The following is a 13,722-nucleotide window of genomic DNA, read 5'->3' on the forward strand; positions in this document are numbered from 1 at the left end:
CCCGCCGCCTGGCCCGTGGCGGCCAACCCGCCGTCCGCCAAGGCCCACGCCCCCTCACATACCAATAACAAGATCCTTCTCAAACACGCACTCAGAGGAGACTCTGAGGAGTCCAGCCTCTTGGCCCGAGACCTCAGAGAAGTCTCATACCGATCAGGTCTTGGACCTCAGGCACTCTTCAGCGCGGCTCAAACAGTGTGATGCGGTTGATGGCGCGGGGTCACAGCGACCCTCGTCTCATTTGGACAGGGCCGGAGATGTGGGCATCCAGCGGCGAGCGTGGCAGTGGGCGGTGGCCCACCGCACGCCAGCGGGGGAACTACCGCCGGGGAAGGCGATCGGCAGCCAGTTCGGGCGCAGCGAGCGCTGGGGACGGCTGGTCAAACAGGCTGGCCGTGGCGGACGGCTTGATGCCGTCGCGTCCTAGACAGGTGTCGTCGGAACGGGACCATGATCTGGTCGTACTCGGGGCGGTGCCGCCGGGCTGGCCGGAGCGCACCGGGGCCGGGCTCGGCGCCCGCGCGCTGCTGATCGCGGACGGCCCGATCGGCGGGGACTGCACGTTCACTGGGTGCGTTCCGTCCAAGACGCTGATCAAGCACGCCGGGCGGGGCGCGTCGTTCGGCGAGGTCATGGCGGCCGTGTGGGACGCCGTCCGTCTGATCGCGGTCACCGACACTGCCGAGGTCCCGCGTGGCGAGGGGATCGACGTCGTGTCCGGACGGGCGGTGTTCCTACACGTCGGCGAGCGTGGATTGCGGGCTGGTCCTTGTGTGATCGCCACCGGCGCGCGTCCGGCGGTGCCGCCGGTGCACGGGCTGACCGGTTTGTCCTACCTGACCAGCGACCGTGTTCGATCTGGACGAGGCGCCGCGATCGCTAGTCGGCCTCGGGGGCGGGACGACCGGGTGTGAGCTGGCCCAGGCGTCCGGACGCCTCGGTGTGGAGGTCACCGACGTGGAGTCGGCCGCCCGGCTGCTCCCGCAGGAGGATCCCGACGCGTCCGGTGTCATCGCGGAGGAAGTGTTCGCGCGGGAGGGCGTCATCGTCCACACCAGGGCCTGCGTCACCGCCGCCGACCTCGGCTCCGGCGGGATACCGCCGGCGGGCCACGAGGACGCCGGTGCTGTGCCCGGCCATGCCCTGGGGCGACGGCTTCGGCCGGCGACAAGCCGTGCTCGCCGAGCAGGGACACCTGGTGGAGGGCCGCAGCGGTGGCCAGCATGCCCTGGCTGCAGATCTTGGAGGACCCCGTGGTCACCGACCAACGCGATCACCCGCTAGAACGCACGGAATTGTATCTAGAGGCGTCCCGGCTTGCCGAGGAGCTTTAGCAGCCCTGCGAGTTCGCCGCCGCGCTGGACACCGAGATCGCCCAGCGCCGCCAAGACTCCGGTCAGCACTGGACCCCGCATCAGAGTGGGGGCGGATCTTGGCCTGGACGATGTCGTTGCTGGGCCGCCACGCGGAGCGGCTCGTCCGTGCCGAATCCGGGTGCGGGTGAGCCTGAGGTGCGATAGACCTCAGGGATGAATATTCAGACTGGGGCGAAGGGCCCCTATGCCGAGGACGTCCGTTGGGCCTACCGCCTCCGCGAGGGGGAGACCGCGTGGAAGGGTGTGCAACTGCAGCTCACCTGGGAGGTGCAGGACGAAGCGTTCAGCGACGACTACACCCCTGAGGACGCGACGGCGGCCGAGTTGTGGGGCCTGTACTGGCGAAAGTATGGCAACAAGATCATGTCCGATGACGAGAACGGGCCTGGTGTTGTCCCGATCCACTGGTTCGTGCTTGGTGACGGGGGCGGTGCCGGACACCTGGAGGGCGCGCCGTTCACCGGTGATCGGGAGGACTTCCTGACCTTCTACACGGTGCCGGTGAAGACGGACGGGTCCGGGGAGCGGATCAACTGGTTGCGCCTACCCGTGCAGGATTACGCGTGGCGGCCCGGCCGGTGTGACAAGGGCGGCTGGTTTCAGGAGGCGACGGGTTGGAAGCCGTCGCCGTTGCAGCCGGTCGTGGACCTGAGACTGGTTGGCCTGGCGGCGGGCCTGCCGATTCCGGCAGCGGCGAACGCGTAGCAAGCAACCGTAGAACGGACTGGAAGCCCGAGTGACCGGGGCCGTGCCCAGACGGGCGCTGCCCTGGTGCGTTCGTCCTCCCGGTTAGGAGCGTTGTCGCGATCCCTGACTCGGCCAGGCCCTGGTCAGTGGTTTGCGGTGAGTTCGCCGGTGACGGCGTAGACGACCTGGCCGCCGTCGGGGTCGGTGACCGCGGACACGTTGACCAGGTGCGCGACGCGGCGGGCGAAGATGACCAGGGCGGTGATCGAGTCGGCGACCACGCCGATGGCCAGGTTGTGGGTGGCGACCACCGCGGCGACGGTGACCAGCATGACGAGGGTCTCGCCGAGCGGCATCCGCTTGAGGGTGGACGGCCGGACCGAGTGCCAGTCGAAGGTGCCGACCGAGACCAGGATCATGACCGCGACCAGGGCGGCCATCGGGATGTCGGAGACGAGCGGGCCGACGGCGACGCACAGGGTCATCAGGAACGCACCGGCCAGGAAGGTCGACAGCCGGGTCCGGGCGCCGGCGCGGACGTTGATCATGGTCTGGCCGATCATCGCGCAGCCGCCCATGCCGCCGAACAGCCCGGTGACGATGTTGGCGATGCCCTGCCCGACGGACTCGCGGGTCTTGCCCGAGTGGGTGTCGGTGATGTCGTCGACGAGCTTGGCCGTCATCAGCGACTCCATCAACCCGACCAGCGCGAACGCCAGCGCATACGGCGCGATGAGGGTGAAGGTGCCCAGGGTGAGCGGGACGTCCGGGACGCCCAGGGCGGGCAGCGACGACGGCAGCGCGCCCTTGTCCCCGACGGTCGGCACGGCGATTCCCGCGGCGACGGTGATGACGGTGAGGACGACGATCGACACCAGCGGCGCCGGGACGAGATTGGTGATCCGCGGGAAGAGGATCATCAGCGCCAGCCCGGCGCCGACGAGCGGGTAGACCGGCCAGGGCACGTCGCTCAGTTCGGGGACCTGGGCCAGGAAGATCAGGATGGCCAGGGCGTTGACGAACCCGACCATCACGCTGCGCGGCACGAACCGCATCAGCCGGGCCCACGCCCAGCGCCCCGAGGACGATCTGGAAGATCCCGGCGAGGATGACGGTCGCGACCAGATGGCCGATGCCGTGCTCGCGCGCGATGGGCGCCACGACCAGGGCGACCGCGCCGGTCGCCGCCGAGATCATCGCGGGCCGTCCGCCGACGATCGCGATCGTGACGGCCATGGTGAACGAGGCGAACAGGCCGATCCTCGGGTCCACCCCGGCGATGATCGAGAAGGAAATGGCCTCGGGATCAGCGCGAGCGCGACGACCGGGTCGGCCAGCGCTTCCCGGCGACCTCCCACTCGTGTGACACACTCGGTCGCAGTCCCGCCGTGTGCCAGGTATCGTGCACCGTCACGTCCGTCGCTGGGAGGAACGCCAGCCATACAGTTCGCCACGGGAGGCGTCGGCCAACTGGAGACACTCTCTATTCGAGGAGGGCGTCGAGGTCCTCGGGCCCGAACCCGGCATCGAGCAACACCTGCCGGTCATCCTCCGGGATCCAGCCCCACAGTTGGGCGGTCACGGCGACCTCACGGTCGCGGGGGTGCGGGGGTGCGGGAGATCGAACCCGGTCAGGGGCGTGTCCTTCGGGTGGTGGAACAGGAACCGGCGGGCGCTGTTGACCGTGCACGAGTTGCTGTACAGCGCCACTGCGGCGACCCCGGCAACACGGATGTCACGCCCGTGGGGCGATATCTCGGGCGGCACGGCGGACGGTAGGTACATCGCCAGCGAGTGGCGGCGGGTCAGTGGCGCATGGAGGACGGTCGCGTTCTCGACACCGGTCCCCAAGCCCATCCGGGTCGCGTCGGCGTTCGGGACGACGAACACGGGATGGTCGCTGGTCGCGAGGGTCTTCCGCTGGAACACGGTGAGCACCCAGGAGCGGTCTAGAAGTGACTGCGTGACGCGGGGCAGCAACTGCGCCAGGTGCTGCACGTGGTGGTTCGCGTGGACCCGCGCGCGGAGCGGGTTCTTGAAGAGGTCGACCCATTCGCGGTCGACGGTGTCGTCGTCGGCCGGTTCGTCCGCGGCGGCGAGGGCCTCGCGCACCCGCTGGCGGCCGCCGCTGATCGTTTCGAGGAGGAGCGCGTGGGTTGCGATCTCGCTCATGGAGTCCCTCACCCCGTCACCGCGCAGGAGTTGCAGCGCCAACCATGCGGCCATGGCGACCCGGTGCCCCTCGGCGAGCGGCCACACTCCGGTGGCGAGTTCGCACTACGCGGCGGCGGCGAGTGTCTCGATCTGGGAGAGGGCTTGTTCCGCGAGGTCGGACTGGTGCCCGTCGTTGTCGATGACCGTGTAGAAGTTGGTCTGTACCGAGGCGTTGGCGATGTTCTGGGTGAAGGTGCGGTTACCCGGCAGCATGACCGTTGTGACCCGGTCACGCTCGTCGGCGAAGTACCGCAAGTAAAACTTCGACACGACGTGATGGCGCTTTGCCTGCTCCGGCACGCCTCCCCCCTCAACACCGGCCTATCCGGCAAAGGTCAGGCTAGGACGCCCCACCGACACGCTGCCCGCGTCCGAGCGAATCCTCCAATTCCGAGGGTTTCGGGCTCTCTCGGTGGTTAGCGTCCTCGATGTGACGAAGGACGAGTACGACGACGGCATCATCGCCAAAATCGCCCGGGCGGCCGAACTGCTGGAGCACCTTCAGGTCATGCAAGCGGAACTTCGCGAGGGCCGCGAGGAACACCAATACGCGCGTCACGACAATGCACGCGGTGACGAGACCAACCCGATGGTGTGGGTTGAATGGGTGGTGACCAAGGCCCCTACCACCTCGACAGCGAAGCCGCACATCACTACCGCATCACCGGCCAGAGCTGGGCCGAGGCAAACCCCTTCACCTATCTCAGGTGCACCTCCGGCGAAGCCGAGCCGACGCCCACCGGCCGCTTGCGGCGGCAAGGACGGGACCCGCCCTAGCGTGACTCGATGGTCACCGACGCGTACGCAAGTCGGAAACGGGCCCAAGCGATATCCGCCAGCACCGCCCTCTTGTTATAGCGGTCGGGGATGGCGCGGGCGATGCGCTCGGCGGCGAACGGGCCTTTGGCCCATAACGCCTCCGCCACACCCAACACGTTCACCGTCTGCCCGGGAGGTTCGGTGATGGTGTGGGTTGCACGCTGTTCGCGCTCGCGGTCGGTCCGGCCGCCGGCACCTGCCCTTACTCCGGGCTGGCGTCGTTTCGGGAGCGGGGCGCGCGGTGGTTCTTCGGACGGGACCGGGCCGTCGCCGATCTGCTGGGGTCGCCGGCGGATCAGCTTCCGGGAGTGACTCCATGGTGCAGTGGCCGTGCTTCGATCAGCGTGGACCGCGGCCCCGGTGTGGCCGCGGTGAGAGCAAAGCCGCCGCGGCCCAGCAACCTTGTCCATTCATCGGCGGTGCGTTCCCGGCCACCTAGGAGTACCAGCATGTGTAGGTCAAGCAGCTTCGCCGGATGCGGGCCGCCGTCGTCGGGCACGACCTGTTCCAGCAGTAGCAAAACGCCGTCCGCGGACATCGCCTCACGGCAGCGCTGGAGGATGGCCACCGCCTCGTCGTCCGCCCAGTCGTGCAGGATCTGGGCGAGTACGTAGACATCTCCCCCCTCCGCCACGCCGGCGAAGAAGTCTCCGCCGACGCAGCACACCCGATGGCCGAGGCCCGCCTCCTCCAGTGTCCGCGAAGCCTTGTCCACAACGTGCGGCAAATCGAAGACGACTCCCTGGAGCTCGGGCCGGGCCGCGAGCAGCACCGACATGAGCACGCCGTTCCCGCCGCCGACGTCCACCACCGTGCCGGCGCTGCCCCACGACCACTCGAGCAGCGGCAAGAGGCGCAGCTCCACCAGCCCGGCCTGGGCTCGGTTGAACGACCTGGCCGCCTCCGGGTGCCCGGCCAGCCAGTCGAAATACGGGCTGCCGTACACCACGTCGAAGGCCGCCTCACCCGTGCGCAGCGAATGCGCGGCACGTGACCAGGCCACGTACGCCTCACCCGACATGAGTTCGGCGAAGTGGCGCAGCGATCCCGGCTCCTCCGCGCATAGCAACCGACCCTGCGGAGTTAGCGCGAAGGCGTCCCCCGATTCCTGTGTGAACAGCCCCTCGGCGGCGAGCACCCGCAGGAACCGGCGTAGCGCGTCGGCGTCAGTGCCGGTGTCCGCGGCCAGCGTCGCCGCCGTTGCAGGTCCGGCGGCCAACCGTTCGGGGATCTCCATCTCGCACACCGCGTGGATCGCCTGCGAGACGATGAAGCCCATGATCATCCTGCGCACGGCGGTGTTCGGGTCGGTCATCGGTCCGGTCCCTCCCCGGCTCATCCGCGGGTCGGCGTGGTCAGGGCCGGAAAGAGCGGCGTGTCAACAGTGGTCTTGAGATAGTCGGCGCCGGCGGTCCCACCGGTCCCTGGAGTCACCCCGATGATCTTGAGCGTGATCCCCCAGTGCGTGCGCTTCATCCCCCTCCAGGCCCCGTCCATCCTGGCCAGCTGGGCCGCGACGTCGGTGAGCCTCTCGCTCGGTACCCGGTCGGCCGCTGCGATGAACGCGTCCTGGAGCGTGGGGCCGGGGATGTCGAGGGCCGGAAGCTTGTCGGCGTGTGGATGGGGTAAGCGGGTGGCGCTCCGTAGTTCCACCTCACGGTAGGCCTTGGACTGGATGGCACTGCGTCCCGAGGTGTATTCGCGGATCACGGCGAAGGTCTTCTTCGGCATCGTGGTCACCACGCGATACAGGGCGGCGGTCGACTCGAGCCGATCCGCCGCCTCGGCGATCTCGGACTTGGCGAGCTCGGCGTCATCCAGTTCCAGGGCGCGGGTGGCGCGGGTGAGATGGCCGACCACCTGGCGATACAGCATTTCGAAGATCTGGATGCTTCGGATGAACATGTGCTCGTCATGCAGGCGTGTGGTGGGGAGCATGGCAAGATTGGCCGCGCGCAGGTGCGCGGAGGGCACGGCCGCCAGCGCCCTCCCCGCCTGTTCCCGGCAGTACGTCACGAAGTCCGCGCCGTTCGCCCCGCCAGGCTTGCGCTGGGTCACCTCCGGCGCATCGGGCGCGAGCCGCGCGGATCTCGTCAGTGCGTGCAGGCAGGCCTGAGTGCGGCCATGTTGTGCCCGGTGATCGGGGACGTGGCTCAGGGCCGCCGCCTCGGTCGCCAGGAGCTCGGCGATCAGCGTGATGATGAGTGTGTCGATCCGTGCGCCCGCGACCCCCTCAAGCAGCTCGGTGCCCAGGTAGGAGTTGTAGTCGCCATCATCCTGGTCGAACGTGCTGGGCAGCCAGGTCGTCAGCCACCAGGGGGCGTCGGAGGGATCGGCGGGGCCGCTAAGCCACGCGTGGGCGTCGCGCAACGCCGCGACGAGCCTGCAGTCGGCCTGCGTCCGCCCGACGGCCTGGTAATGGGAAATGACCGCGTCGTAGGGGAAAGCGCCGTGCCCTTCCCGCCAGCGGTTCAGATTGCGTAGCGCGCGTTCTCCCGACACGTCTTGATGAGCGGCGTTTACCACCGACGCACGCGATCCTCCGACACCTATTTTTGTGACGTCATTCACGATTCTCTCCAGCCATCGAAAATCATTTCCGAGAAAACCTTCGCGCTAAAATCGATTAGTCGCCGCCGGAGTGTCGATCAACGGACTGTGAATCCTCCGTCCACCGGTATGACCGCTCCCGTCACCTGCCGCGCGTCGTCGCTCCCGAGCCACACCGCTGTCGTAGCCACGTCATTCGCCTCGACCAGGCGGTTCGTCGGTTGGGCCCCAGCGAATGTCCGCTCATGGTCCACCGTAGGCACAGCCAGGCAACGAGCGATTTCGAACAGCATCCGCCCCTCCAGGAGCGGGTCGTCTCGTACCGAACCCGGGCACAGGGCGTTGACACGGATACCGAGTGGGGCGTAGTCCAGAGCCGCGGCGCGAGTGAGGCCGATGAGGCCGTGCTTCGCGGTGACGTATGCGGGGAAGTAGCGGTAACCGACCATTCCTGCGGTTGAGGATATGTTGACGACACTCCCGGAGCCCTGGGTGATCATGGTGGGGATTACTTCGCGCAGGGCACGCCATGACCCCGACAGGTTAATGTCCAACATCAGCTCCCATTCTTCGTCGGAGACGTCATGTGCCGGACGGCCGGACGGGGCGGCGATGCCCGCGTTGTTGATCAGGATGTCGATGCCGCCGAAGCGATCGAGCGCCGTTCGGGTGGCCGCGCGTAGATGTCCGCTATTACGTACGTCACCGAGGCATTCGGCCACAGACGCCCCAGCCTCCCGGCAGACGTGGGCAGTCGTACTCAATTGGCTCGCGGTGCCTAAGGGGTAGGGGCATCCATTGATATCATCGCCCACGTCGAGGAGCACAAGGTCGGCCCCCTCACTGGCGTAGGCGATGGCGATGGCGCGGCCGATGCCGCGCGCGGCACCGGTGATCAGGACCCGTTTGCCGGTCAGGCGCATGTATCGATCTCTTTTCGTTTCAACCTTGGAGCGGTATCGGCAGCAGAGGGATCGGCGAAGGGCCTTTTGATGATGTTCCGTACTGACGGTTTTCGGGCCCCACAGGTATGATCCGGGTCACGCGAGTATCGAATGGCGTGGATTCGATTACGCCCCGTTCTCTCTGACCCTCAGCAGTGAGTCAGGCTGACCACTAAGTTGCGTGAGTGCGTCAGTGGTGGCACGAGCGAGACGTTCGGCTGCGGGACGCGGTACGTAGTCGGGATCCAGATATAGGTGGCCGGTGATCGTGTCTCCACCGAGTTCTGCCATGAGTGTCAGGTCGAAGCGGGCGGGCGGCCGGAATATCCAGGAATGCGGCATCACTTGGGCGCCATGCACTGACCACCGCTCCTCGGATGTCTCCTCTACTGAGAATGCCACGTTGCACAGTGGCGGTGCCGTGCCGCCACGTTCTCGAACGGGAGCCAGCGCGCGCACTACGTGCTGAAAAGGGATTTCCTTGTTGAAGAAAGCGTCCAGGGTGACGGTGCGCACATGTTCCACGAACTCTCGTATGCTGAATGACTCCGCCGGGGCGATCCGCAGCAACACGGTGTTGTCGAACGAGCCGATGACACCTTCCAAGGCGACTGACGGCCGGTCGGTCACTGGCGTGCCGACGATGAACTCGTCCGCCTCGGTGACCCGGGTGAGCGCCGCCGCGAATCCAGCGAGCAGCACCACGAAAGCGGTGGTCCCGAAGGTGGGGCCCGCCTCCCGGACCGCACGAACGGCGTCGGCGGGCAGTGCGAAAGTGATGACGTCCGTGCGCCGGGGTTCCGGTGTCCCGGCGACGCCACCGGCGAAGGAGAGAAGCTCCGGCGGTCGGGCCAAACGCTCGCGCCAGTACGCGAGTTGTTCTTTGGCCTCGTCGCCGTCCAGCCATCTTCGCTGCGATGTCACGTATTCGGCGTAAGTGGCACTCAGCGGGAGAAGCCGGGGTGCTCGACCAGCCGCGAAGTCATCATACAGCGTCCAGAACTCGCGTCGGAGAATTGCGCCTGACCAGCCGTCCACAGAAATGTGGTGCAGGACGAGAAGGATGACGTGTCCATCTGGTGCATGTGATTGCCTGAAGTGCGCCACCCGCAGCAATGGCCCGTCCCGCAAGTCGAATGGCTGTAGCGCGGCGGCAGTGAGGAGCCTCTGCAACTCTTCGTCGTCCGCGGCCACCTGGGACATGACATCGACATTCACCATGTGCGGCGCGAAGAGCCGCCCCTCGGGCGTCCCGGTCTCGTCGTCCACGCCGGTGCGGAGGGCCTCGTGCCGTGCGACCAATGCCTCCGCGGCACGACACAGCGCGGATTCGTCCACTTTTCCTACTAGCCGGAAGCATTCGGTAACGTTGTACGTGCCTTCGGGCACCATCTGGTCCAGGACCCATAAGCGCTCCTGTCCAGCCGACAGCGGTACGCGTTGGGCAACCGGTGGGTGGTCGGATTGAGGCATGCGTCGTGGTCCGTTCTACGCTGGATCGAGGCCGACCCGGGTGGTACGGAGCGGCCTTGAGACCAGTGCGAGCAGCCCGGTAATGGACGCTGCGATCGCGCACACGGCAACGGTGACCGTGACGCCCGCCTGACCCGCGAGATTGCCGAGGACGTTGTTCATGAGGAGCAGCGGGAGGCTCTGCACAAGCGTCAGCAGGGCCTGGATCCGGGACAGATGAGAATCCGGCGTCACCGTCATGATCAGCGGGCTGATGTGCGAGGAGAACAGCCCGTTGCCGAGCCCGACCACCAGACCCGCGGCGAGCGCCGCGTTCGAACTGGGCACCAGGGCGAGCGCCAGGACGCCCGCCCCCGCCGTCATCAAGCCGAAAGCCGCCAGAAGCCCGGGCCGGCCGAGGGGGCCACGCCGCAGGACGCCGAGCGTGATCGCGACCATCCCGATCCCCTGGGCTCCCACGACGAGACCGGTGGCCCCCGCGCCCCAGTCCTGGTCACGGGCGAGCAGTGGCAGCAGGAGCGGCATGACGGGCAGCAGGAACCCAGCCGCCGCGCCAATGAGCAGCAGACCGGGCCGGAGCACCGCGTCACCGAATCCAACGCGCACGCCGTCCGCGATCTGCCGCAGGACGGGCTGCTTGGAGCCGCTCGCCGGTACGTCCTGACTCGGCTTGATCGCGATGAGCACGATGAGGACGAGCGCGAAGGTGACCGCGTCGACGAGCGCGACCCCGGCGAGGCTTACGAGCGCGACAAGGACACCACCCAGCGGCCCTCCGCCCATGGTGACGACCTGAGTCCCGATTTGGCGTAGGGCAAGCGCGCGGGGCAGCCCGTCCTTGCCGACGATGCGGCGCGGCATCGACCCTGAAGCGGGCAGATAGAAGGCGTCCACGATGCCGATCAGGACACCCGTGGCGATCAAAAGCCACGGTTCGGCTCCCAGGCGGTACGCCAGGGCGGCCAGCAGAAGGGACGCGACGAACATCACCGCGTCACCGCTAATCATCACGCGGCGCGCCCCGAGCTGGTCGCCGACCGCCCCGCCCACGAGCAGCAGGGCCGCGCGCGGCAGGTTGATCGCGGTGAGCACAAGGCCCGCCACAGCGCCCCCGTACGCGGTCGCGGACCAGCCGAGCGCGAAGTAGAGCACCGAGTTGCCCATGAAGGAGGCGAGCGCACTCGTCAACCAAATGAGGTAGGTGCGCGGCAGCCGGGGGCGCGCGGAGGCGGGACGCGGCTCGGCAATGGCAGAAGCCGTCGGGCTCCCGCCGCGGTGTTCGATGTTACCGATGGCAGATCTCCGCTGATTGAGACACGGGCGCGGCGGACCCGGCCTGTTGAGAGCGTCAGGCCGCACCGTCCCCTGCATGGGATGGACTCGGAACGTGAAGTAGCGTCCACGGATCTGACCGCCATGGACACTGCGGATTGGCGGCGTCCGCAGGCGATCCAGATGCCATCGGCCGACGCGCGTTCCCTGAATGAGGCGGGCGGAACCGGTGACCGCTGTGGGACGCGGCCCGGTCGGGCGGCGCCGGGTGAGGTGGTCCAAGTCCGTCCCCGCTGCTCAGGCGCCGGCGGCGCGCTTGGCCTCGGCCAGTTGGTCGATCTGGCGGGCGAAGGCTGCCACGGTCGGCTGGGCGAACAGGTGCCGCATTGTCAGGCGAAGCCCCGTCCCTGCCCGCAGCGTGGAGATGGCCCTGGTGGCCCGTAGCGAATGGCCACCTAGTTCGAAGAAGTTGGCCTCGACCGAGTTGACAGGCCGCTCCAGGACGGTCGACCACACTTCGGCGACGAGAACCTCGGAGTCGGTCGCCGGGGCTGTGCCCGACGCGTCATCTTGGGCGCCGTGCGCCTGGCACAGTTCTACGAGCGCTCTCTCATCCACCTTGCCGGCGGGCGTGAGTGGAAGCGCGTCAACGCAGACGATGCGCGTTGGCACCATGTAGTCGGGAAGCACCGCCGCCAGGTGGGCGCGAACGGCTTCGCCGAGTGGTTCGTCCGCCCCTGCCGATACGGCCGTTCCCACGACGGCCAGCCCCAGCATCAGAACGTCCCCCCCGGGAATCGTGAACGTGCTCGCCGCATCGACACCGGGCACTGCCTCCGCGGCGCGAACGACCTCGGCGGGCTCCACCCGGAAACCGCGGATCTTGAGCTGCTGATCGATCCGCCCGATGAACTCCAGACAACCGTCCGACCTGCGTCGTACCAGGTCTCCGGTTCGGTACATTCGGCCACCATTACCGGAGGGCTCTGGTAGGAAGCGGCTGGCGGTCAGTCCAGGCCGACCATGATAGCCGCGGCCCACACCCGCCCCCGCGATGAACAATTCGCCCGATTCTCCATCCGCCACCTCGCGCAGCGCCGGGTCCAGCACGTGGACGCGGTAGTTGGCGACCGGCCGCCCGATGGTCACCGGATCGTCATCGACGGTGGTGTCCGCCCAGGTCGCGCAAATGGTCGTCTCGGTCGGGCCATAGGCATTGAGGAAGCGACGTCCGGACGACCAGTGCTTCGCGAGTTCCGGAGGGCAGGCCTCGCCCGCGGCGATGACGGTGGACGGCCCGGCGTCCGGTTCCGGAACCTTGAGCGTGGCCAGTAGGGAGGGCGTCGCGGTGACGACACCGAGTGATTTCGTGAACAGGTCGTCGACGCCCTCACGTGGATCTGCGAGTACGAGCCCCCGCCCGCCGGCCAGGGGGATGAGCGTCGACCAAAGCCAGCCATCGAACCCTGGCGCCAGCACGTTGACGCCCTCCATGCCTTCTTCCGGGACCAATTCGGCGACGGCGGCCAGGAGGTTCGCCACGTTTCCATACGTGACACCGACCCCTTTCGGCTCGCCCGTGGTCCCGGACGTGTACATGATGTAGGCGAGGGAGCCCGGAAGGGCCGCGGGCCGCTGCGGCATCCCGCCGGCCGACGAAGGGAAATCCGTCCGGGGGTCCACGACGCGAACGCCTAGCTCGGCAACGAGCGGGGAGTCGCTCTCGGCCACGAGCACGCCAACTCCGGCATCGCGGGCGATGGCAGCGAGACGACCAGTCGGATGTGCGGGGTCGAGAGGTACGAACACGCCTCCTACCCGCCATACCGCAAACAGCGACGTCACCAGGTGGCGGCTGCGCCCCAGATGCACGCCGACAGGTGTTTCGGGCTTCACACCGAACGAGGCGAGCCGGTTGGCCAGTTCCTCGGCGCGGCGACTCAGCTCGGCGAATGTGAAAGTGCCGTCCGGGGCCCACACAGCCCTGAGATTGGCATGCCTCCTGGCGTGCTCTGCCATCGTAATGGCGACGTTGAGGTGTTCATCGAAGTGGATGGTGGGACCGTCCATTGTCCGCTCCTCTGCGCTGATAAGGCATGACGAACTGAGCGTGGTGTCAAAAGAAGGCTGAGGGGACGGCTTGCGCGATGACCAGAGACGAGTGTTAAGGAACCCGGTAGCAGAGTACCTTCGCTCCGTCGCCACCGGGAGCGCACGTTGCTCGAACGTCTGGATGGTACGCGAACGCCCGAACGAGATCAACTACTTGTTGTCAAGATGGACTTCACGTACTCTGACAAAGTCTGAAGCGGCGGCCGACCGCAATCACCTCAAGGACCTTGGAGTTCCATGAGTAGCCAGCGCGCAAGCGCATCCAGCGAAGATGT

The 13,722-nt window shown here is 67.5% G+C and carries 9 protein-coding genes and 2 pseudogenes; 3 read left to right on the forward strand and 8 right to left on the reverse strand.

Annotated elements, in window-relative coordinates:
• Positions 1-431 precede the first annotated feature (431 nt).
• The 3 genes from ACGFIS_RS36035 (at position 432) to ACGFIS_RS36045 (ending at position 2,081) form a co-directional block, all read left to right on the forward strand.
• A complete protein-coding gene (locus ACGFIS_RS36035) occupies positions 432-914 on the forward strand; it encodes an FAD-dependent oxidoreductase (protein WP_392973857.1) in 483 nt (160 codons plus the stop codon).
• Positions 850-1,284 carry an NAD-binding protein gene (locus tag ACGFIS_RS36040; protein WP_392973858.1) on the forward strand — a complete coding sequence of 145 codons (435 nt, stop codon included), beginning with the start codon at positions 850-852 and terminating at the stop codon, positions 1,282-1,284. The genes ACGFIS_RS36035 and ACGFIS_RS36040 overlap by 65 nt, the downstream gene beginning before the upstream one ends.
• A gap of 245 nt (positions 1,285-1,529) precedes the next feature.
• The gene (locus ACGFIS_RS36045; RefSeq protein ID WP_392973859.1) at positions 1,530-2,081 is read left to right on the forward strand and encodes a hypothetical protein; all 552 of its coding nucleotides are present in this window, start codon (positions 1,530-1,532) and stop codon (positions 2,079-2,081) included.
• A gap of 140 nt (positions 2,082-2,221) precedes the next feature.
• On the opposite strand, the pseudogene ACGFIS_RS36050 reads toward ACGFIS_RS36045, so the two are convergent.
• The 8 genes and pseudogenes from ACGFIS_RS36050 to ACGFIS_RS36085 form a co-directional block, all read right to left on the reverse strand.
• Positions 2,222-3,505, reverse strand: a pseudogene (locus ACGFIS_RS36050) (SulP family inorganic anion transporter); the annotation flags it as partial.
• A 136-nt stretch (positions 3,506-3,641) separates the two neighbouring features.
• Positions 3,642-4,577, reverse strand: a pseudogene (locus ACGFIS_RS36055) (DUF4238 domain-containing protein).
• Positions 4,578-5,391: 814 nt separating this feature from the next.
• The gene (locus tag ACGFIS_RS36060) at positions 5,392-6,411 is read right to left on the reverse strand and encodes a methyltransferase (RefSeq protein ID WP_392973860.1); all 1,020 of its coding nucleotides are present in this window, start codon (positions 6,409-6,411) and stop codon (positions 5,392-5,394) included.
• A 20-nt stretch (positions 6,412-6,431) separates the two neighbouring features.
• Positions 6,432-7,667 (reverse strand): hypothetical protein, encoded by a 1,236-nt coding sequence (locus tag ACGFIS_RS36065; protein WP_392973861.1) that lies wholly within the window; start codon positions 7,665-7,667, stop codon positions 6,432-6,434.
• A 77-nt stretch (positions 7,668-7,744) separates the two neighbouring features.
• A complete protein-coding gene (locus tag ACGFIS_RS36070) occupies positions 7,745-8,569 on the reverse strand; it encodes an SDR family oxidoreductase (protein ID WP_392973862.1) in 825 nt (274 codons plus the stop codon).
• A 147-nt stretch (positions 8,570-8,716) separates the two neighbouring features.
• Positions 8,717-10,063, reverse strand: a complete 1,347-nt coding sequence (locus ACGFIS_RS36075; protein ID WP_392973863.1) for a condensation domain-containing protein — start codon at positions 10,061-10,063, stop codon at positions 8,717-8,719.
• A gap of 15 nt (positions 10,064-10,078) precedes the next feature.
• Entirely contained in the window at positions 10,079-11,434 is a 1,356-nt protein-coding gene (locus tag ACGFIS_RS36080; RefSeq protein WP_392973876.1) for an MFS transporter, read from the reverse strand.
• Between the two features lie 198 nt (positions 11,435-11,632).
• Positions 11,633-13,405 (reverse strand): amino acid adenylation domain-containing protein, encoded by a 1,773-nt coding sequence (locus ACGFIS_RS36085; RefSeq protein ID WP_392973864.1) that lies wholly within the window; start codon positions 13,403-13,405, stop codon positions 11,633-11,635.
• Positions 13,406-13,722 lie beyond the last annotated feature (317 nt).

The sequence above is a fragment of the Spirillospora sp. NPDC048824 genome, from assembly GCF_043198455.1.
In the GTDB taxonomy this organism is placed as follows: domain Bacteria; phylum Actinomycetota; class Actinomycetes; order Streptosporangiales; family Streptosporangiaceae; genus Spirillospora.